Source organism: Klebsiella sp. R445, assembly GCF_051131755.1.
Classification (GTDB): domain Bacteria; phylum Pseudomonadota; class Gammaproteobacteria; order Enterobacterales; family Enterobacteriaceae; genus Klebsiella; species Klebsiella lignicola.
This window is the reverse complement of record NZ_CP180446.1, coordinates 367,957-388,712: the sequence shown is the minus strand read 5'-3', so window position 1 is coordinate 388,712 and position 20,756 is coordinate 367,957. Positions and strand designations below refer to the sequence as shown.

The following is a 20,756-nucleotide window of genomic DNA, read 5'->3' as shown; positions in this document are numbered from 1 at the left end:
CCGCGCTCCTTAACGTCCGAGATAAACTTCAATCACCTGTTCGTTGTCCTGCACTTCGCGCAGCGACCCTTCCGCCAGCACCTGCCCCTGATGCAGTACCGTTACCCGGTCGGCGATGGTTTCGACAAACCCCATGTCGTGCTCCACCACCATCAGCGAGTGCTGCCCGGCCAGGGTACGAAACAGCTCGGCGGTATACTCAGTTTCGGCATCGGTCATCCCGGCCGCCGGTTCATCGAGCAGCAACAGATGCGGTTCCTGCACCAGTAGCATGCCGATCTCGAGAAACTGCTTTTGCCCGTGGGAGAGCAGCCCCGCCGCACGCCCGCGTTCAGCCTCGAGACGCAGCAGGCGCAGGATTTCGCTGATGCGGTCCTCCTGCTCGCCGTTGAGCCGCGCCCGCAGGCTGGCCCACACAGACTTATCGCCCTTCAGCGCCAGCTCGAGGTTTTCCGCGACGGTTAACGCTTCAAACACCGTGGGTTTCTGGAATTTGCGGCCAATTCCCTGACGAGCGATCGCGATAGGATCGAGAGTCATCAAATCGATCGACTGGTCATACAGCGCCTTGCCGCTTTGCGGCCGGGTTTTGCCGGTGATCACATCCATCAGCGTGGTTTTCCCGGCGCCGTTGGGCCCGATGACGCAGCGCAATTCCCCGACGCCAATCTGCAGGGAGAGGTCGGTCAGCGCCTGGAAACCATCAAAGTTGACGTTAATTTTTTCCAGCTGCAGCACCGGGTCGGTCTGTTCGCGAAAGCGGTCCGTCGGTTGCTGACGGGTAAATAAACCATCATCTGGTTGCATCAGCGATCTCCTTTACGCAACAGGCCAATGACCCCGCGCGGTAAAAACAGGGTCACGATAATAAAAATCAGACCGAGGAACAGCTGCCAGTACTCCGGCATCGCCACGGTAAACAGGCTCCTGGCGCCGTTCACCAGTCCGGCCCCCAGCACCGGTCCAATCAAGGTGCCGCGCCCGCCCAGCGCCACCCAAATGGCGGCTTCGATGGAGTTGGTCGGCGACATTTCGCTGGGGTTGATAATTCCGACCTGCGGGACGTAAAGCGCCCCCGCCAGTCCGCACAACACCGCTGACAGCGTCCACACCAGCAGCTTAAATCCACGCGGATCGTAGCCGCAGAACATCAGGCGGTTTTCGGCATCGCGTACCGCGGTCAGGATGCGGCCAAACTTGCTTTGCGCCAGCAGATAGCCGATCCATAGCGTCAATAACAGCAGCAGAACCGTCGCTAAGAACAGCGCCGCCCGCGTGCTGGTCGCGGTGACGGAAAAGCCCAGCAGCGTGGTGAACCCGGTAAAGCCGTTATTCCCGCCAAAGCCGGTTTCGTTACGGAAGAACAGCAGCATCCCGGCATAGGTCAGCGCCTGGGTCATGATCGAGAAGTAGACGCCTTTGATTTTCGAGCGGAAGGCAAACCAGCCGAATACCAGCGCCAGCACACCCGGCACCAGCACCACCAGCAGCATCGCCCAGGCAAAATGTTGCGTTCCCCACCAGAACCACGGCAGTTCACTCCACGACAAAAACGACATAAATGCCGGCAGACCGTCACCTGCCGCCTGGCGCATCAGGTACATCCCCATCGCATAACCGCCAAGCGCGAAGAAGATGCCGTGGCCCAGCGACAGCATCCCGGCGTAGCCCCACACCAGATCCAACGCGACCGCCACAATGGCGTAGCACAGGATTTTTCCGGTGAGCGTCAGCAGCCAGGTCGAGACCGCCAGTGGATGCGACTGGGGAAGCAGCGCCAGAAACGGCATGCTCACCAGTCCCAGAATCAGCAGCAGCCCGAGCCACTGCAAAGGTCGCGGCGCTTTACGCGCCAGCGTCAGTGTTATCGGTTGGCTCATCAGTCAATCACCCTGCCTTTCAGTGCGAACAGTCCCTGCGGACGTTTCTGGATAAACAGAATAATCAGTACCAGGATCAGGATCTTGCCCAGTACCGCGCCGAGCTGCGGCTCAAGAATTTTATTGAAGATACCCAGACCAAAGGCCGCCACCACGCTTCCCGCCAGCTGGCCTACGCCACCGAGCACCACCACCAGGAACGAGTCGATGATGTAGCCCTGGCCCAGCTCCGGACCGACGTTACCAAGCTGCGACAGCGCCACCCCGCCCAGCCCGGCGATCCCCGAACCGAGACCAAAAGCCAGCATATCAACCCGCCCGGTTGGTACGCCGCAGCAGGCCGCCATCGCCCGGTTCTGCGTTACCGCCCGCACGTTCATGCCCAAACGGGTTTTGTTGAGGATAAGCCAGGTAAAGAACAGGACCAGCAGCACAAAGCCCAGCACCGCCAGTCGGTTCCACGGCAGGATCAGGTTCGGCAACACCTGCAAACCGCCGGAAAGCCAGGCCGGGTTTGCCACTTCGAGGTTCTGCGCGCCGAACAGCATGCGCACCAGTTGGATCAGCATCAGGCTGATCCCCCAGGTCGCCAGTAACGTTTCCAGCGGCCGGCCATACAGATGGCGGATAATGGTGCGTTCCAGCGCCATCCCGATACCGCCGGTGATCATAAATGCCACCGGCAGCGCAATCAGCGGATAAAACGCCAGCCACTGCGGTGCGAATTGCGCCAGCGCTTGCTGAACCAGCCAGCAGCTGTAGGCGCCGAGCATCAGCATTTCGCCGTGGGCCATATTGATAACGCCCAGCAGACCGTAGGTGATCGCCAGTCCCAGCGCCGCCAGCAGCAGTACCGACCCCAGCGACAGTCCCATAAAGGCCTGCCCAAGAATGTCGCCCAGCATCAGACGCTGTTTAATCTGACTGAGACTGCGGGCCGCGGCCTGACGGACCTGAGTGTCCGGCTCATGCTGGGCATCGGTAAAGGGAATTAACAGCGCCTGGGTGTCCGGGTCAACGGCGTGGCCGAGCCGCTCAACGGCGGCTAAGCGGCGGGCGCTGTCGGGGCTGGCCAGCTGCAGCCGGGCCAGCGCAATCTCCAGCTGCGCTTTCACTCCGTCATCAGTCTCCTGCGCCATACGCTGCTCGAGCAGGCCAGCCATTTCCGGCGTCGCCTCCCGCTGCAGGGTTTTGACGGCGGAGAGCCTTTCAGTGACGTTGTCACTTACCAGCAAATGCGTCGCCAGCGCCCCGGCGACCAGATTACGTAGGCGGTTGGTGAGGCGAACCGGTTTTGTCGCCCCTTGCGGCGTCTGCGCTGCACCCAGCGGCTGTTGCTGACTGAAGGCATGACCGCTGCCATCTACCGTCAGCGTTTCCGCCTTTAACGCCCGCAGCAGCGGCAGTCGTTGCGCATGGGGCGCGGCGGCCCACTGCTCCAGCAGCTGCGCCTGCTGGCTGCGGGTTGCCACGACAAAATCGTCGGCTTCCGCGGCCTGGGTCTGCCACGGCAGCAGCATTATCAGCAAAGCAAAACCGTAACTCATGATGCGCCATGCGTTCATGATCGTCTCCTTGTGCTATCACCCGTTACGGGTATCCCCGGACATAGCAACGCATGCCGGGGCTACGGTGAAATATCCCGGGCCAGGCCCGGGTGGACAGGATTAATTCGCGGCGGTTTTTACCGGGTGATCGGGCTTCTTATCGTTACCAGCGATCCACGGGCTCCACGGCTGGGCGCGAACCGGCTCCTCGGTCTGCCAGACCACGTTAAACTGGCCGTTGGCTTCGATTTCCCCGATCATCACCGGTTTATGCAGGTGATGGTTGGTGGCATCCATGGTCAGCGTGAAACCCGACGGCGCTTTAAAGGTTTGTCCGGCCATCGCCGCCCGCACCTTATCAACATCTGTCGTACCAGCTTTGGTCACCGCCTGCGCCCACATGTGCATCCCGACCCAGGTGGCTTCCATCGGGTCGTTGGTGACTACGGTATCGGCGTTCGGCAGCTTATGGGCTTTGGCATAGGCGCGATAATCGGCGACGAACTGTTTGTTGGTCGGGTTATCCACGGACTCAAAGTAGTTCCAGGCCGCGAGGTTCCCTACCAGCGGTTTGGTATCGATGCCGCGCAACTCTTCTTCACCCACCGAGAAGGCCACCACCGGCACGTCGGTGGCTTTCAGACCCTGGTTTGCCAGCTCTTTATAGAACGGAACGTTGGAGTCTCCGTTGATGGTGGACACCACCGCCGTTTTGCCACCGGCAGAGAATTTCTTGATGTTGGCCACGATGGTCTGATAATCGCTGTAGCCGAACGGGGTGTAGACCTCTTCGATGTCTTTATCCTGAATCCCTTTGGCATGCAGGAAGGCGCGCAGGATTTTGTTGGTGGTACGCGGATAGACGTAGTCCGTCCCCAGCAGGAAGAAGCGCTTCGCCCCGCCGCCATCTTCACTCAGCAGGTATTCCACCGCCGGGATCGCCTGCTGGTTAGGCGCCGCGCCGGTGTAGAAAACGTTAGGCGACATCTCTTCACCTTCGTACTGCACCGGATAGAACAGCAGGCCGTTCAGCTCTTCAAACACCGGCAGCACCGATTTGCGCGATACCGATGTCCAGCAGCCAAACACCGCCGCGACTTTATCCTGAGTCAGCAACTGGCGGGCCTTTTCAGCGAACAGCGGCCAGTTTGAGGCGGGGTCCACTATCACCGGCTCGAGTTTTTTTCCCAGTACCCCGCCTTTGGCGTTAATGTCGTCGATCGCCATCAGCGCCACGTCTTTTAATGGCGTTTCGGAAATCGCCATCGTCCCGGAAAGCGAGTGCATAATCCCGACTTTAATGGTGTCGGCGGCGTAAACCTGGAATGAGTAGCCCATGCTGATCACAGAGGCGGAGAGTGCAAAAGCTTTTAATAATGTTCGACGCTGCATGATTCACTCCTGAATAGCGCAAAGACAAAAAATGAATTAACGACTAACCGGAAGTGATAAGGCAAAAATGGTGCCAGGTTGTCTGGCAATCAGAAAGCGCGATGTAGCGCGGGGGGAAGGGAAAAAAGCGGCAGCGTTGCTTCAAAACGGTGCAACGCTGCGCTATGACGAGCGCTTACCAGACCTGCGCGGCGATCCCGGTAACCAGGCGGACCTTATCCCACTGCTGGGACTCGGTCAGGGCGTTACCCTCTTCGGTCGAGGCAAAACCACACTGCGGGCTGAGGCAAATCTGCTGTAACGACACGAACTGTGAGGCTTCTTCAAGGCGGGCTTTCACCCCTTGCGGATTTTCCAGTTCGCCGTTCTTGGTGGTGATTAACCCCAGCACCACCTGCTGCTTGCCCGGGCGGATAAAGCGCAGCGGCGCAAAATCGCCGGAGCGGTCATTGTCATACTCGAGGAAGAAGGCATCGACATTAACGCCGCCAAACAGCACCTCCGCCACCGGCTCGTAGCCGCCTTCGGAGATCCAGGTCGAACGGAAGTTACCGCGACAGACGTGCAGGCCGATGGTTAAATCTTCCGGCTTACCTTCCAGGGCCTTATTCAGCACCCGGGCGTAGGTCTGCGCCAGCTCGTCATGGTTATCACCGCGTTCGCGAACCTGCTGACGCTGCGCATCGGAGCATAAATAGGCCCAGACGGTGTCGTCGAGTTGAAGATAGCGGCAGCCGGCGTCATAAAACGCGCGGATCGCATCGCGCCAGGTGGTCGCCAGATCGTCGAAGTAGTCGGCGAGATCCGGGTAGACGGTGGCGTCGATATCTTTACGCCCGCCGCGGAAGTGCAGCACGCTCGGGCTCGGAATGGTCATTTTCGGCTGGGCATCGCCGCTGATGCTTTTCAGAAAACGGAAATCCTCCAGCATCGGGTGATCGCCAAACCCCAGTTTGCCGGTGACTCGTACCCCGTGCGCTTTGGTCTGAATACCGTTGAACTGGATCCCCTTGTCGGAATCGTAGCGCTCAACACCCTGTAAGCCGTCAAAGAAATCGAAGTGCCACCAGGCACGGCGGAATTCACCATCGGTCACCACATGCAGGCCGCAGTCGCACTGCTGCTGTACCAGCTGACGGATGGCCTCGTTTTCGATCTGGCGCAGATGCTGAGCATCAATGGCGCCTTCGGCGAGCTGCTGACGGGCGAGTTTTATTGCGTCCGGACGTAAAAAACTGCCGACGATATCAGCGCGGAACGGGGCCTGTTGACGTTGCATGGTGTCTCCTTAGCGGTGAGCAGAGTTAGTTGCCTGCCGTGATAGTTCACTATTTGAATTTATAGACTTCTGGATGGCTATATGTCCAAATACTGGCATGCACTGCCGTCAGCAGCAAACGAGAATATTTCATGGGAGATGAATTAAATTCATGTTGCGGCCGACGACCTTACGCCACCGGCCATCGACACTATTGCGCGAACGCGAAACCTTCATCCTGCCAGCCGGTGATCCCTCCCAGCATCATTTTCACCGGTCGCCCCAGCTCCGCCAGTTTGAGGGCGGCGATATCGGCGCCGTTGCAGTGCGGGCCAGCGCAGTAGACTACGAACAGCGTCTCTCGCGGCCAGGCCTGCATCCGTTCAGCATCGATCTGCCGGTGCGGCAAATGCAGTGCCCCCGGCAGATGACGACGGGCAAAGGCTTCGGCGCTGCCGACGACATGCAGCAGGACAAAGTCACCCTCGCCATCACGCATGGCGCTATGGACATCTGCGCAGTCGGTTTCAAGGCTCAGCTTGTGGCGAAACCAGGCTACGGCGTCGCTGGAAGTGGCTGGGGTAAAGGCGGTAACAACACTCATGGCTTATTCTCCTTCTCTGTGGTACCACTACTTTATCGAGCCTCTCCACTTCCCGTCCGCCGCTAACGATGACAGAAAACGCTGAAATCCTGACAAATTCCCCCTCCACGCCGTCACGCCATCGGGTTGTGGCACTGGCCTACGATGGCTTATGTACCTTTGAGTTTGGTATTGCCGTCGAACTGTTCGGCCTTCCCCGCCCGGAGATGGGCGAACGCTGGTACCATTTTGCAGTGGCCGCGGTAGATGACGGCGAGCTGCGGGCGACAGGCGGGATCCGGCTGATGACCGATGGCGGCATGGCGTTGCTCAGCGAGGCCGATACCATCGTGGTTCCCGGCTGGCGCGGCATTGATGCTCCGGTGCCTGCGGTACTGTGCGAGGCCTTAACCGCTGCCCATGCGCGGGGCTGTCGGATTATATCCATCTGTTCCGGGGTGTTTGTCCTGGCCGCCGCGGGGCTGCTCAACGGTCGAAGCGCCACCACCCACTGGCGCTATACCGAGATCCTGCGCGAACGTTTTCCGCTGATTGAGGTAGTGGCAGATGTGCTGTATGTCGGCGCCGATGGCGTGATGACCTCCGCCGGCAGCGCCGCCGGTATCGACCTGTGCCTGCATCTTGTGCGTGAAGATTTCGGCATTGAGGCCGCCAACACGGTGGCGAGACGGCTGGTGGTCTCTCCGCATCGTGATGGCGCGCAGGCTCAGCAGGTGGTGCGCCCGGTCGCCCAGGCGCGAGAAAGCCAGCGGCTGGGGCTGGTGTTCGATTTTCTTCATCAGCATCTCGCCGCCAGCCACACCGTCGGCTCGCTGGCGCAGCAGGCGGGCATGAGTCCGCGGACCTTTTTACGCCGTTTCCAGGCCGCCACTGGGAAAACCCCGGCCCGCTGGCTGCTGGAGGAGCGTTTGCAGCGCGCGCAGCAGCATCTTACCCATACCCGTCTGAGCATTGAGAAAATCGCCGAACTCAGCGGTTTTGCCGATGCCAGCACCTTGCGCCACCATTTTCGCCAACAGTTCGCCATCAGCCCTTCCCGCTATCGTCAGAAATTTTCGCCTGCAGCAGTGGAAAAATCGACATAGCCAGTCACAATGGCGTTCACATTGATGAGATTGTGCAAGGAGCCTGTCTGATGAAAAAAGAGTGTCGCGTTGTTATCTATAAAGAAGGAATTCTCGGAAGTCTGTTTTTTGGTGAAGCCAAAGCCGACCCGGAGAAGATGAGCCGTTTCCTCAATGAGTTCACGATGCAGGGCTGGGAAGTCAAAACCATGTCCGTGGAGCGCCGCAGAACCGGGCTGTTTTGGTCGCGAGAGGCCTATCTGTTCGTGCTTGAACGCCCACTGTGATCGCTACACGTTAATTTGTTTCATCACGAAATTGTATACCTGGTTAATTATTTGTTTAGATTAGCCAGGCTATGATTCATTCAACAACCGTACACCACGTTCAAAAAGGACAACTTAGCGCACACGACACACTGATGGAGGTTAATCATGCTGGGAAATATGCATGTATTTATGGCAGTACTAGGAACCATTCTGTTCTTCGGATTTCTTGCTGCGTATCTAAGCCACAAATGGGATGACTGATGAACGACGATAATCCCCACCCGTAAAAGCCCCCTGCTGCAATCGCGCCAGGGGGCTTTCTGCTTTCAGGCTTTTCATCTGAATGTTTTCATCATCGCGAAAATTAATGTCGGTAGGATGATTTAGCGTTTTCAATTTTTAAACCGACAACCAATTATGAATATTTTGGGATTTACGTTTTGCTGAAACCATCGCCCAAACTCTTATTTATAATAAGTCCCTGTCCCTAAGTACCTGTTCTTTATCCGTGGTTAAACCCCTCTTTTGGGGCAGTAAACTCAGGTTTTATTCTGGATTAATCCTGGTTAATGTGCGATAGCGCGGATCACACCATGCTCTCCATAAAATATTCACATTTATGTTTTTGAATTAACACTCCCAGTTCAGGAGTCATCATGAAAAAAATAATCTGTTTAGTTTTTGTGCTCTGCGGAGCGATGTCACTATCCGGGTGTATCCTCCCTCCGGGAGGTCACGGTGGAGGCCCAGGCGGCCCTGGTGGCGGGTACTCTCATGGGCCTGGCCTTCGTTAATGTGGTAAAGCCTGTTGCTGCTGTGATTATTAAAAAGCCACCCTCGGGTGGCTTATCCACAACCGTGGCGTTGAGGCATATCTCGGTGAGCAATCTACCGAGCAGTTTGTTCGTTTGTTCCTGTTGCCCGGTGTCGGCCATTGTGGCGGAGGCGAAGGCTTAGACCAGCTCGACCTACTGTCGCCACTGATAAAATGGACCGAGCAACATATTGCACCAAAGGCACTGATTGCAGGTAAGTCGTCCGCGAATGCGCAGGAAAAACCGGCGATTCCAGCCCTGGGGAATAAACCGAAAAGGGATCAGGATGCAGAAGCTCATTTCCACGGCGTACAGCGCGCAAGCTCGCCGGTGGCTGCCGAAATGCCAACCTTGAAAATGACCCGCCCGGTATTTCCTTATCCGTATATTGCCAAATATACCGGTTCAGGATCGCCAGATAACGCGGAGAATTATATTGCGGTGAAATCGACAGCGTATGCCAACCTCGTGGTCGGACAGCCAGCCAGTGAATTTATCGGCCCGGATAATCAGAAAACGTATGTTGCTGAGGGGAGTCAGTTGAAGGCTCAGTAAGCGTTTTTTCAACCTTGTTGATAACACGAAAAGCCCCATTTCACCTTCTGGGGCTTTTTCAGCGCCGGATATTAAGTGAGCTGCATACCAGCCAACATCTCTCGTTTACTGCAGCAGCTTATTGTAAACGTAGAAATCGTTATCGCGCACAAAGCCATTGTGCTCGTACAACGCTTGCGCCTGGGTGTTATCCGTGGCGGTACTCAGCATGATAAACGCTGAATCACTCTCTTTCGCGAGCTGTTCTGCGCGGGCAATAAGCTGTTGCGCGACGCCCTGCTGGCGGGCGGACTCAACGACGAACAGATCGTAAAGCAACCAGATGCGTTTCATTTCCAGCGAACAGAACAGCGGATACAGCTGAGTAAAACCGACCGCTTTGCCGTCGATCTCGGCGTAGAAAATAACGGACTCATTGAGCTGTAGACGTTTGAGGATAAAATCCCTGGCCTGCGGGGCGTTTTCTTCAACCTGGTAGAAACGGCGATAGCCAAGATATAAAGGCAGGACGGTATCGATATCCTGGGGCTGGGCTTGGTAAATATTCATACAATTAGACCTCATATTCATTACGGGCGTAATTGTATTACAAATGAAGTCAATTGTCTGAAGAATACGACCATCTTATATTGCGGCTGGTGCCTGGCGGGCTGCGTCTGTTACCCGACCAGGCGATCGTCAGGGCGACGATTATTTCTTCTTATTGAGCATCGACTTTAAATCGGCAAAGGGGTTGTAGGTTGCTTCGCCCACGTCTTTTTGCGCGTCCTCACCCGCCACTACGGTTGTGCCGTACTGATCCGCTTCGGTGTATTTCGAGTGCTCGTGATCGTGGCAATACAGGCACAACAGCTCCCAGTTGCTGCCATCTTCCGGGTTGTTGGTGTGATCGTGGTCGATATGGTGAACCGTTAATTCGCGGAGGTTGGAGTAGACAAACTCGCGGGCACAGCGCCCACACACCCACGGGTAGATTTTTAACGCTTTCTCACGATAGCCGCTTTCCAGCCGCGCATAGTTTTTAGGGATCAGAGCCATGGCCGATGTTACCTGTTGCAAAGGGATAATGACGATAGTGTTCCCAATATATCCTGGAATGACCGTAAAAGAGAAACGACACAGCGCCCGTGCGGGAAAACTCACTGCTATCCCGTGGATCTGCGGGCTAATAGTCGCTCGGCAGCTTTCGGTCTATCGAGATGAGCTTGCCTTTACTGACGGTAATATATTGCCCTTCTTTTAGCTCGGCCAGCACCCGGAAAACGTAGCTGCGGGAAAGATTGGTCCGGCGGATAATAAAGTTAGCGATGCCCTCTTTTTCATCGGTATTTACGCTCCGGCGATACAGATAACGATGCAGCATGGCTTTAATGGTGTGATAACCGGAGTCGGTTCTGCGTTCAACATGCACATCTAAAATAAAAATCAGCATATACGAAAGCACTGCCGCCAGCTCTTTCGTATATTCTTTAGATTCCCCGAAGAATATATTATCAAAATCCGCCATCGCAATTTTAAGCATGCTTGTGGTGGTGAGCGCCGAATATTTAAAATCGGCAATCGGACAAAACCGTTCCAGAAGGCCAATGGGCATATACTCAATGGTAGTCCCGATAATTCTGGGGTCATTATCCACGGCGATGGACAGCACCCCGGTATCGACATAGTAAATAAAGCCTTTATCGAGATGCAGCGGCGCATTGGCTTTCATTTCAAAACGCTCAGCCACCGCGATGACGTCGTCACGATGGCGACTGAAATTCTGCTGTCGGTAAAATTCATGAATATTTTCAAACACTAGTTTCATTTTTCATCCTCTTTGTGCAGCAAACTATGGCATCCTGGACGCAGGGTATCAATCTTCTGCCGTCACTTTTTTGCAAAAGGTCTCCACAGGGACTTTTTTGAAATTCAACAAGGATTAAAATCTAACTAATCCCGATGTTAAGCCGACACTCATCGCGTTATTTCCGATTGATACGGAAGTAGATTCAATTACCTGCCAAAAAGAGTGTTTCCTGAGTTTCTATTTTGATATCAACGAAATTCTATGTGCTACATTTTACAAACCGCTGTTCTGTTGATGGAGTTATGATGAAAATAAAAGTCCCGGCGTTACGCTTTGCGGCGAGCGCGGTTTTGCTTGCCTGCCTCGGTTGCAGTAATGCTTTTGCCTCAACCACCAGCGCCCCGCTGTCGCCGCTAATGAAACAATTAAATAACGGTAACTGGCTCCCTCAGCAAGAGGCGCAATCGCTGAGCGATGAACTTTATTATCAAGATGCTATTCATGCCTATATTCAAACGCTGCCTTTATTAAACACCATCGGCCTACGTGACGGTTCGGAAGCAGCGTTTGGCAAAGACTACAATGTCCTGCCGATCTGGAAAGAGCGCATGGACAGCCGCGCCGTGGTGCCCACTCCTAACGGCGACGTTATTTATTCCATGAGCTATCTGGATCTCAAAGAAACCGGCCCGTTGGTTATCAAGGCCCCGGCAAACGTGATTGGCATGTTTACTGATTTCTTCCAGAAGACCATCACCGACGTCGGTGCGATCGGACCGGACCGTGCGCGTGGCGGCCTGTACCTGCTGTTACCGCCTGATTATGACGGCCCGGTTCCACAGGGTTACTACACCTTTAAATCCCCGACCTACAACGTCTTCCTGTTCTTCCGCACCATTATGGGCAAAGGCGATGGCAAACCCGACCCGGCCCCGGCAGTAAAAAATGCTGAAACCACGCGCATTTACCCACTCTGGGATGTGGAAAAAGAGGCCAAGCCGATGCAGTTCCCGGACGCCAGCGGCAAACGCATCAATATGATGTATCCCACCGACAGCAGTTACTGGAAAAAGCTGAAGGACTTCGTCGATTATGAACCGCTGACCGCCATCCCGGATGCCACCCGCAGCGCGCTGCTCAGCATCGGCATCGTCAAAGGCAAACCCTTCACCCCTACGGAAAAACAGCAAGAGCTGCTGAAAAAAGCGGTGGAAACCGCACCGCGGATGATCCTCGCCCGTCGTCAGGTAGGCCGCGACGATCAGCGCCAGCTTTACTATAAAGACCGCCAGTGGGAAACTTCCTGGGCCGGGGCGACCGCAGAGTGGATGCAGTACGGTACTCTCGATGAAAATCAGCGCGCGGCCTTCTTCCAGATAGCCTATTCCAGTGCGGCGGCGATGGTGATGCACACCACCGGTGCAGGATCGAAATATCCGTTCGCCACCAAAGATAACACCGGTAAATTCCTCAACGGCGGCAACACCTATAAATTGCATCTGCCGCCAAACCCGCCAGCGGCGCTGTTCTGGGCGGTAACCGCCTATAACATTACCGACGGCACGATGCCTGAAACCGATCAGCTGCTGCCTTCCACCAATGGCTATTACAACCTGCCCAAAAACAGCGATGGCTCCATCGATATCTGGTTTGGTCCGAATAAACCTGACGGCGTCGCGGACAGCGCCTTTATCAAAACCGTTCCCGATCGCAACTTCCTGGTCGCACTGCGCCTGTATGGCACTGAAGACGGCTTCTACGATCAGACCTGGGTGCCAGATGACCTGGTCCAGACGCATTAATCAGCAAGGAATCAGCAATGAAACTTAAATACCTGGCGTTGTTAACCCTCTTCGCCTTCAGCGCGGGTGCGGCGGCGCAATCTGCCCCCCTGACCATTCCGCACCCCAGTAAGTTTGATCAGCTGGCGACCACCCCGGCCGAAGTCACCATGCCGGAAGCGTATGTCAAAGCGGTAGCCCAACAGGCTTACCTCTGGGGATGGCCGATGGTAAACCAGTTCAACCGTCGTGAGACCATCACAAAAGCGCCTTATCCGGCGCTCAACGGAGGGATGGTGCCGGTGGCGCCGATGGGCCAGCTGAGCATGTTGACGGACTACATCAAACCGCAGGAGACGTTTGTCACCTGTCCGAACCAGGATGTGGCATACGGTCTCGGTTTCTTCGAGCTGGATAAAAGCCCCATCGTCATTCAGGTACCGGATTTCGGCAAGCGCTTCTGGGTCTACGCCATCTACGACACCCGTACCAACCAAATCGGTAACGTCGGCAAACCGTACGGCACTAAGCCCGGTTTCTATCTGCTGGTCGGGCCGAACTGGAAAGGCGAAACGCCAAAAGGCTTTAATGGCGTGATCCGCTCCTCCACCGAAATGGCCAACATTATCCCGCGTATCCAGATGGACGATACCAAAGAAGACCGTGCGGCTATCCAGGCGCCTATCAAAGAGGTGATGACCTACCCGCTGAGCGAATTCACCGGCAAGATGAAATCGTTTGAATATGCCAAAATCCCGTCCATTGGCGACGCGCCGGATGCCAGCAGCGGCGAAACCCGCTGGGTTATCCCGGAGAAATTCTTCGACCAGTTTGCCAACGTACTGAATAAGGTTCCGCCGCTCCCGGGTGAAGAAGCAATGTACGCCCAGTATCGTCATCTGGTGGAAGCCGGGAAGAAAGACCCGCAGATCCGTAAATGGATGGATGAAGCGGCGATCGATACCGACAAAAACGTCATTGCCGAGTTCTTTAAATGGAAAAATAACGGCGTACCGGCGGGCAATGGCTGGAACCGCTCGAAAAACAATGCGCAATTCGGCGTCGATTATTACAACCGCACCGGTACGGCCAAATCGAACATGTTCGATAACAAGCCGGATGAAACCCAGTATTTCTATAGCGATAATGATGCGACAGGGGCTCAGCTCTCCGGGGATCATGATTATACCGTCACCTTCCTGAAAGGCGGTCTCCCGCCGGTGAAAGGCTTCTGGTCGTTGACCCTTTATAACAGCAAGCATCTGTTCAGCCCGAACGAGCTCAATCGTTATTCGCTGGGTACCAAAAATAAGGATTTGAAATATAACGACGATGGTTCTCTGACGCTGTACATCAGCCAGAAGGATCCGGGTGGCGATAAAACCAACAACTGGCTCCCGGCACCACAGGGGACGTTGTCGCTGTACATTCGCGCCTACTGGGGCGAGCAAGCGATTCTTGATGGTTCCTGGCAGCCGCCTAAAATCGAACAGGTCAAATAACCGCACCAGAGCCCTGCTCAGCCCCATGCACAATGGGGCTTTTTTATGCCCGCGCAAAAGTGCACCAGCGCATGATGGCGTGGGCTACAGGTTCATGACCGGGACATAGTAAGTCAGCGTATAAAGATCCTGCCCCGTCTGCGCGCACTGGCGATCATCTCTGCTAAAACACTCGATGTCATCCCCCTGCCGACGACACAGGCCATAACGTGGCAACACATTGATATAGATATAATTAGACAGGCTGGCATACTCCTGCCAACTGCCGGTAAACGAGACCATCAAATAGCGCCCGGCGGCGGCCACGGTATGCGTGACTGCAGAAGCCAGGTGCGGACTTTTCACCCCGATAAACGCCTCCACGGCAATCATCTGCTGATTATCGGCCCCGGGATGAAAACGAGAAAGGATGTAGATATCGTCATCGGTTGCCAGGCGATAGCGGTCGAGTTGTTTCTTACTGGCTATTTTTTCAGGCCGGTGGTTATCCTGCGGCAGCACCTCATAATTAAACCTGTGCCCTGCGAAGTCTTGCTCCGCAAGGGTCACCACTACCGGCGGCGCCAGTGACTGAAACGCAGAGCTGATTTTGTAATGTAGCAAGGTCGTATCCCACAGCGGGTTGTTCCTGTAGGCCCGCGGCGATACGCCGAAGGTTTTCTTGAACTCACGGGAAAAGGTTTGATGGGAGTCATAGTGAAACCGATGGGCAATGGCGGCGATAGACTGCCGGGTCAGTTTTAATTTACCTGCCGCCAGCGTCATTCGACGCATGCGAATATAGTAACCAATGGGCTGCCCGGTAAATTCCTGAAACACGCTATAAATAAATCGCCGGGAGTAGCCAACGTGGCTGACCAACTCCTCGACGGAAGGGTTCCGATATATATTTTCTTCAACCCAGTGAAGCGTTGCTTCAAAAACTATATTCCTCATCCATTACACCCTAACCAGACACCCTGTCCAATGCATTTATTCTAGCAAATAACCCTGCGCAAAACTAAGCTTTTCGTGCAAGATAAATATTCGCGCTTGCAACCGGAAAAACAATAAATTATAAAAATGCCGAACGTTTTATTAACTCATCAGCCATAAGGTACGGAAACCCGACCATGACGACGATATTAATTAATACTTCAGATATTTTCCTGCGCCAGGCAATAACGCATCTTGTCACTGAGATTATCAGTGACAAGGGCCGGAATAATCCGTTGGTCATTACTGACATAAGCAATATTGCGGATGCCGAGGTGATCATTACCGAAATGACGATGGGTGAACATCTGTTATGTCAAAAAGCGCTGGTAAACCGCAAGGCAGCGTCAGCGGTTTTTATTATCCAGCCGAGAACCGCGACCACGCCCGGCCACCAGCTGCCTACCTGCATTCATGATGCGACTTTCATTCATCGTCAGGTATCGGTTACGGAATTTTCGGCGATACTGCGCCGGAAGCTCAGCGCTATGGCTGGTTTACGCCGCTCGGTTTCGCGCCCCGATAACCCACGATTTAAATGTATCAAATGCCCGCGAAAATCGTTAACCCCGACGCAGTTAAAGGTGGCTCAGGCGCTCTGGATCGGTATGAATAGCATGACCATCGCCGATCATCTGCAAGTGCATTATAAAACCATCTTCAGTCATAAAAGTAATATTATGAAATCCTTTGAGATCGCCAATAAACAGGAGCTTAACCGTTTTATTAGCGTAATCATTCGTAATGACGGTCAAAGCCCATGCTTGCGAAAATAACGTTCATTTCTTCCAATACCATTTCTTCTGAATGGCAGCTGATTTTTCTTTCTGTCATTAATATAGGAGATCAAACTCCAGACAGAAACGAGTAATAGTATTGCAGCGACAATAATGTAGACGATACCACTCACAATGACGCCCTTAATAATCCGTTACTGTATTGTGCTGACAGGATAATACAGCCATTATCATAACGACAAGCGTGATGTTAATTTTTCAGAACGAGAAGAATCGAGGTGAGATAATTCTTAATAGGACAATAAACAATAAGAAATAGCAAAATAATGTCTGCGTAAAAAAACAGGCAGCCCGCCTCTGGCGCCGAAACGCGGACGAACGGACTGCCTGGTGGAGCGGGTATTAGCGAAAGCCGCAGCCAGCAATTCGCAACTGGTGCATCGTCAGCTGTTCACAAACGCCAGCAGGTCGGCGTTGATCTGATCCGCGTGGGTGGTGGGGATCCCGTGCGGCGCTCCTTTATAGGTATTCAGGGTTCCGTTCTGTACCAGGTCGACCGAAAGCACTGCGGAATCATGATAAGGCACAACCTGGTCATCATCGCCATGAATCACCAGTACCGGGATGGCGATTTGCTTGAGATCCTCGGTGAAATCCGTCTGCGAGAAGGCCACGATCCCGTCATAATGCGCCTTTGCTCCGCCCATCATCCCCTGTCGCCACCAGTTCCAGATAACGCCCGGTAACGGTGTCGCACCGGGACGATTGTAGCCATAGAACGGCCCGGCCGGCACGTCATAATAGAACTGCTGCCGGTTGGCCGCGAGCTGCGCCTGGAAGGACTCAAATACCTCAAGCGGCGTACCCTGCGGATTGCTGTCGGTTTTTACCATCAACGGCGGAACGGCGCTGATCAACACCGCTTTTGAGACCTTATCCTCCGCGTGGCGCACCACATAGCGCACCACCTCACCGCCGCCGGTCGAGTGGCCGACATGCATTGCCCCCTGTACACCCAAATGCTGAACCACCGCAGCGACATCATCCGCGTAGTGATCCATATCGTGACCGCTGCACACCTGGCTGGAACGGCCATGCCCCCGCCTGTCGTGCGCCACCACCCGGAAGCCCTTATTTACGAAGAACAGCATCTGCGCATCCCAGTCATCGCTGGAGAGCGGCCAGCCGTGGTGGAAGAAAATCACCTTGCCCTCTTTTGGTCCCCAGTCTTTATAAAAAATCTCAACACCATCGCTCGTCGTTACGTAACCCATGTCTCTTCTCCTGAATACCGTTAGCTATCGAAGGTTGAAGCAGGTCTTGCGTATGGCGCTGAGGTGGCCTGTTGCCATGCCGTGACGGGAACCATAGAGCCACGCACCGAGCCGCCAGCGATCGCCATCCGATCGCTGAGAGAGTATAGGTTTAAAGTTGCGAGTTAGATCAAGAAATGGAGCTTGTGCCAGTCCGGCGGACATCCACAGAGAAGACGTCTCATCGCTACTACAGCGTGGGCTGCAGCTTAAACCGAATGGTTTTGGTCATGTTTTTAAAGGGTTTGTTGGGTTCGAAACGCCATTTTGCAACCGCGCTAATCACCGCGTCATCAAACAGGTGCTGCGGTTCAGACGACAGGATCCATAACTTTTCGACTTTCCCGTCGGCGCCAATATCAAAGCGAATCTTCACTTCACCGCGAATATTATTAGCCGCTGCATAGTAGGGATAAACTGGCTGGACAAGGTGAAGCAGCTTCGGCTCGTCTTGCCTGACCGGGCTACTGCAGGCCGACAGCAGGAAACCGACGGCTAAAAACAGCGCGTATTTGCGTTTCATCATCACATCCTTATTGATAATAATTATCAATAGTATCACGGAATTGCGCTTAATGATGATTTTTTCCCGTTTCCGGGAGAGATAACGCGGAGGGAAATGGCACAACGGAAGACCGCTTGCGTCATTCGCAGGCGGTCAGGTCAGCATCAGACAGCTTTATCCACGCTGGTGTTCGAGCCGGAGGTCAGGATGCGCACCTTGTCGCCCTGGTTAAAGCTCATTCGGCCATCGTACTGCTGGAGCACCTGGATTATCTGACCAGACTGGGTCTTGATGGTCAACTGGACTTCCTGCATGGCCTGGCGCTGTGACTGGCGATAGTGGGAGGCACTGGCCCCGGCAGCGGCACCGGCAACGGTCATGGCGGTCTGCCCTTTACCATTACCAAACTGGTGCCCGACTACGCCGCCGACAGCACCGGCAGCAAGAGTGCGCAGCGGCCGCGAGTGGCTCTGATTACTGATGATCTGGCTTTGCTGTACCACACCATAGTCCACCACGGTTTTGGTACCGGCAACAGCAGACAGGCTGGTCAATGCGAGGAAGCTGAGAGCGATGAATGCAAGTCTCTTCATAATGTCTCATTTTTAGGTTTTCGCGCGGGCGATGAGCGCCTGCGGCAGGATAACCCCGCCATTGCTGGCGGGTCGGAAATCAGTTCAGGGCTTCAACGAGATCGTTTTTCACCTGAGTACGCTGTTCAGGCGTCAGCACCTGGTTCACGCCAAAATAGTATTTCACGCGGTAGTAACGCACTTGCTGATCTAACTGCCCAAAGGCCGCCAGCTGCTGCTTCACTTTCGCATCATCCCATTTGCCGGAATGGATAACATCCACCAGCGCGCCGTCTTTGAAGCCGTCGATTTTAATATTGTTAACGTTGGTCTCAAATTCTGTACGCAGGGTCTGAATTTTGCTCACCTGATCGTTGCTCAGCTTCAGATGTTGTACCACGGGATCCTGAGATACCGGCGGAACATCAGTGGTGCTGGCCGCTTGTGCAGCAACGGAGAAACCTGCGCTCAGCGCGACAGCAATCAGGGTGTTACGGAAGAGTTTATTCACAATCAATTATCCTTAATATCCATAATCAGAGCCTTAAGTATTGATCTCCAAATAAATCCCATCTGTAACAAAGGGTTAAATTTAAATTTGGACAATTTTCCGTGGCGACCGTCGCCTGCTTCATCGGCGGCTAGATCGCCCTTCTGCCATCAGCATTTTATGCTGGGTCCAAAACTCTCACCCCGGAAGGTTTTGACACCACTCACCGGAAAAACAGCGTGTTTATGCTGGTAAGCGCGTTAATTATCACCGCATGGCAGAGTTAAATAAAATGGCGGACGGGGTTTTGCCTGCGGACAGGCAAAAAAAAACCGCCAGCGGTCTGGCGGTGAATCAATGCTTGCATGGATAGATTGTGTTTTACATTTTACATAAAGGCGATGTCCATCGCCCTTTATGATTGCGGCTACGCTAGCACATTCATCTTCAATGAAGGGTAAACCAACGCCGGTTACAGCTTCTCAACCAGCGCTTTAAGCTGAGCGACCCACTGCTCCTGTTGCTGTTCTCTGTCAAACGGCCATGTAGACTGGCGGACAATCAGGCGAGTGGGCAGCAGTTCACGGATCCGCATCTGGGGCGTCACCATCAGCTGAACCAGCTGTTCCACAGCCCTTTTGCCCAGCAGATCGAAATCCTGGGCGACGGTGGTAAGCGGCGGCTGGAAGTAGAGGCTATCGGCAGTGTCGTCATAGCCGGTGACCGACACCGCACGGCTGCCGCTGCGGTTGAGCTGTGCCAGGGCGCTCAGCACCCCTAAGGCCATCTGGTCGTTGGCCACCACAATCGCGCTGATACGCGGCTGGAGATGGAGCAGTTCAAAGGTTTTGTGCCAGCCGCTGGCGGCGCTCCAGTCGCCGAAAACGGTCTGGGCATGGCTGACGCCCTGGCGATGCAACGCCTCGCGCCAGCTACCAAGGCGCATACGCGCAGAGATCGAGCTTTCCGGGCCTGCCAGCAGGCCAAACTCCCGGTGGCCTAATTCCCACAGCAGCCGCACGCAGGCGCCGCAGCCGTCGCGATGATCAAAGCGCACGCAGGAGACCTCCGTTTCCGGCGAGACATCGAGAAACAGGCAGGCAATATCGGGATTTTCCTTCACCAGCCGCTCCGCCGTACTGCTCTCCAGCGGCAGACTGACTATCGCCCCGCGAATATGTTGCGCACGAAACTCATCCAGTCGCGCCTGCAAAGCGGCGTAATCGCTGCGCTCCGGCATAGCAATCGAGACTTCAAGCTGATGGATGCCCGCATGATTTTTTACCGCCGCCGCGATTTGCGAAGGCGCGTGCAGCGTCAATGAGGCGGTAATCAGCCCGATGGAAGGCGCCGCCTTCCCTGCCAGCAGCTGCGCGGAACGGTTGGGCACATAGTGCAGCGCCTGCATCGCGCGGACTACCTTTTCCCTGGTCCGCGCGGAGACGATCTGCGGATTATTCAGCACCCGGGAGACGGTCTGCTGGGACACCCCGGCTTCACTCGCCACATCCTCTAACGTTGCCGTACGCCGCTGCATGGTGCTCTCCTTTCGGGTCAGACTGAGGGGTTTTACTATCATTGTCGTCCGCTAACATTTTATGTCTTATTGACGACAAAAATCTGCGCTTTTTTGGGTGTTTCGTGATCGAAGGTCGGTTTCGTTTTCGCCAATATTGCGGCACCAGAAAAAATATCTGATAACGACATC

At 54.7% G+C, this 20,756-nt stretch carries 23 protein-coding genes; 7 read left to right on the top strand and 16 right to left on the bottom strand.

The features are described 5' to 3' along the window. Positions 1-9: 9 nt before the first annotated feature. From urtD to ACMYSN_RS01815, 6 genes are all read right to left on the bottom strand, one after another. Positions 10-807 carry an urea ABC transporter ATP-binding protein UrtD gene (urtD, locus tag ACMYSN_RS01840; protein WP_123754416.1) on the bottom strand — a complete coding sequence of 266 codons (798 nt, stop codon included), beginning with the start codon at positions 805-807 and terminating at the stop codon, positions 10-12. After that, entirely contained in the window at positions 807-1,880 is a 1,074-nt protein-coding gene (gene urtC / locus ACMYSN_RS01835; RefSeq protein WP_462496774.1) for an urea ABC transporter permease subunit UrtC, read from the bottom strand. The genes urtD and urtC overlap by 1 nt, the downstream gene beginning before the upstream one ends. Further along, the gene (gene urtB, locus ACMYSN_RS01830; protein WP_462496773.1) at positions 1,880-3,445 is read right to left on the bottom strand and encodes an urea ABC transporter permease subunit UrtB; all 1,566 of its coding nucleotides are present in this window, start codon (positions 3,443-3,445) and stop codon (positions 1,880-1,882) included. Before urtB ends, urtC begins: the two co-directional genes overlap by 1 nt. A gap of 102 nt (positions 3,446-3,547) precedes the next feature. Beyond that, positions 3,548-4,819: an urea ABC transporter substrate-binding protein gene (gene urtA / locus ACMYSN_RS01825; RefSeq protein WP_462496772.1), complete on the bottom strand. Its 1,272-nt coding sequence runs from the start codon at positions 4,817-4,819 to the stop codon at positions 3,548-3,550. Between the two features lie 175 nt (positions 4,820-4,994). Further along, positions 4,995-6,098, bottom strand: coding sequence for a cobalamin-independent methionine synthase II family protein (locus ACMYSN_RS01820; protein ID WP_462496771.1), 1,104 nt, complete (start codon positions 6,096-6,098; stop codon positions 4,995-4,997). Positions 6,099-6,288: 190 nt separating this feature from the next. Further along, the gene (locus tag ACMYSN_RS01815) at positions 6,289-6,681 is read right to left on the bottom strand and encodes a rhodanese-like domain-containing protein (RefSeq protein WP_462496770.1); all 393 of its coding nucleotides are present in this window, start codon (positions 6,679-6,681) and stop codon (positions 6,289-6,291) included. A 68-nt stretch (positions 6,682-6,749) separates the two neighbouring features. Here ACMYSN_RS01815 and ftrA point away from each other — a divergent pair, with 68 nt between their 5' ends. The 4 genes from ftrA (at position 6,750) to ACMYSN_RS01795 (ending at position 9,384) form a co-directional block, all read left to right on the top strand. Then, the gene (gene ftrA, locus ACMYSN_RS01810; RefSeq protein ID WP_462496769.1) at positions 6,750-7,766 is read left to right on the top strand and encodes a transcriptional regulator FtrA; all 1,017 of its coding nucleotides are present in this window, start codon (positions 6,750-6,752) and stop codon (positions 7,764-7,766) included. Positions 7,767-7,816: 50 nt separating this feature from the next. After that, positions 7,817-8,032, top strand: a complete 216-nt coding sequence (locus tag ACMYSN_RS01805) for a DUF4177 domain-containing protein (RefSeq protein ID WP_123754423.1) — start codon at positions 7,817-7,819, stop codon at positions 8,030-8,032. 147 nt (positions 8,033-8,179) lie between these two features. Next, positions 8,180-8,275, top strand: coding sequence for a protein MgtS (gene mgtS / locus ACMYSN_RS01800; RefSeq protein WP_004102377.1), 96 nt, complete (start codon positions 8,180-8,182; stop codon positions 8,273-8,275). 647 nt (positions 8,276-8,922) lie between these two features. Next, the gene (locus tag ACMYSN_RS01795; protein ID WP_462496768.1) at positions 8,923-9,384 is read left to right on the top strand and encodes a tannase/feruloyl esterase family alpha/beta hydrolase; all 462 of its coding nucleotides are present in this window, start codon (positions 8,923-8,925) and stop codon (positions 9,382-9,384) included. Positions 9,385-9,489: 105 nt separating this feature from the next. On the opposite strand, the gene ACMYSN_RS01790 is transcribed toward ACMYSN_RS01795, so the two are convergent. The 3 genes from ACMYSN_RS01790 to ACMYSN_RS01780 all read right to left on the bottom strand — a co-directional run bounded on the left by ACMYSN_RS01790 (position 9,490) and on the right by ACMYSN_RS01780 (position 11,191). Beyond that, positions 9,490-9,933, bottom strand: coding sequence for a GNAT family N-acetyltransferase (locus ACMYSN_RS01790; protein WP_462496767.1), 444 nt, complete (start codon positions 9,931-9,933; stop codon positions 9,490-9,492). A gap of 141 nt (positions 9,934-10,074) precedes the next feature. Next, positions 10,075-10,422, bottom strand: a complete 348-nt coding sequence (yajD, locus tag ACMYSN_RS01785; protein ID WP_123754471.1) for an HNH nuclease YajD — start codon at positions 10,420-10,422, stop codon at positions 10,075-10,077. Between the two features lie 127 nt (positions 10,423-10,549). Then, positions 10,550-11,191 (bottom strand): helix-turn-helix domain-containing protein, encoded by a 642-nt coding sequence (locus ACMYSN_RS01780; RefSeq protein ID WP_462496766.1) that lies wholly within the window; start codon positions 11,189-11,191, stop codon positions 10,550-10,552. A gap of 287 nt (positions 11,192-11,478) precedes the next feature. On the opposite strand from ACMYSN_RS01780, the gene ACMYSN_RS01775 reads away from it, so the two are divergent. Together ACMYSN_RS01775 and ACMYSN_RS01770 are read left to right on the top strand one after the other, a co-directional pair. After that, positions 11,479-12,975 (top strand): DUF1254 domain-containing protein, encoded by a 1,497-nt coding sequence (locus ACMYSN_RS01775; RefSeq protein ID WP_462498182.1) that lies wholly within the window; start codon positions 11,479-11,481, stop codon positions 12,973-12,975. A 17-nt stretch (positions 12,976-12,992) separates the two neighbouring features. After that, positions 12,993-14,456, top strand: a complete 1,464-nt coding sequence (locus ACMYSN_RS01770) for a DUF1254 domain-containing protein (protein ID WP_462496765.1) — start codon at positions 12,993-12,995, stop codon at positions 14,454-14,456. Positions 14,457-14,540: 84 nt separating this feature from the next. Here ACMYSN_RS01770 and ACMYSN_RS01765 read toward each other — a convergent pair whose 3' ends face one another. After that, positions 14,541-15,392, bottom strand: coding sequence for a helix-turn-helix domain-containing protein (locus tag ACMYSN_RS01765; protein WP_462496764.1), 852 nt, complete (start codon positions 15,390-15,392; stop codon positions 14,541-14,543). A 176-nt stretch (positions 15,393-15,568) separates the two neighbouring features. Between ACMYSN_RS01765 and ACMYSN_RS01760 the strand changes: the two genes are divergently transcribed. After that, positions 15,569-16,207, top strand: a complete 639-nt coding sequence (locus ACMYSN_RS01760) for a helix-turn-helix transcriptional regulator (protein ID WP_462496763.1) — start codon at positions 15,569-15,571, stop codon at positions 16,205-16,207. Here the strand turns inward: ACMYSN_RS01760 and ACMYSN_RS01755 are convergent. The 6 genes from ACMYSN_RS01755 to ACMYSN_RS01730 all read right to left on the bottom strand — a co-directional run bounded on the left by ACMYSN_RS01755 (position 16,183) and on the right by ACMYSN_RS01730 (position 20,585). Further along, a complete protein-coding gene (locus ACMYSN_RS01755) occupies positions 16,183-16,341 on the bottom strand; it encodes a small membrane protein (protein WP_462496762.1) in 159 nt (52 codons plus the stop codon). The genes ACMYSN_RS01760 and ACMYSN_RS01755 overlap by 25 nt on opposite strands. 270 nt (positions 16,342-16,611) lie before the next feature. Next, positions 16,612-17,442, bottom strand: a complete 831-nt coding sequence (locus ACMYSN_RS01750) for an alpha/beta fold hydrolase (protein WP_123754475.1) — start codon at positions 17,440-17,442, stop codon at positions 16,612-16,614. Between the two features lie 229 nt (positions 17,443-17,671). After that, positions 17,672-18,007: a TonB family protein gene (locus ACMYSN_RS01745; RefSeq protein WP_462496761.1), complete on the bottom strand. Its 336-nt coding sequence runs from the start codon at positions 18,005-18,007 to the stop codon at positions 17,672-17,674. Positions 18,008-18,150: 143 nt separating this feature from the next. Beyond that, complete coding sequence (locus ACMYSN_RS01740; RefSeq protein WP_462496760.1) at positions 18,151-18,579, bottom strand: glycine zipper 2TM domain-containing protein; 429 nt, start codon at positions 18,577-18,579, stop codon at positions 18,151-18,153. A gap of 79 nt (positions 18,580-18,658) precedes the next feature. Beyond that, positions 18,659-19,069 (bottom strand): Spy/CpxP family protein refolding chaperone, encoded by a 411-nt coding sequence (locus tag ACMYSN_RS01735; protein ID WP_462496759.1) that lies wholly within the window; start codon positions 19,067-19,069, stop codon positions 18,659-18,661. A gap of 451 nt (positions 19,070-19,520) precedes the next feature. Further along, positions 19,521-20,585, bottom strand: coding sequence for a LacI family DNA-binding transcriptional regulator (locus tag ACMYSN_RS01730; protein ID WP_462496758.1), 1,065 nt, complete (start codon positions 20,583-20,585; stop codon positions 19,521-19,523). Between the last annotated feature and the right edge of the window lie 171 nt (positions 20,586-20,756).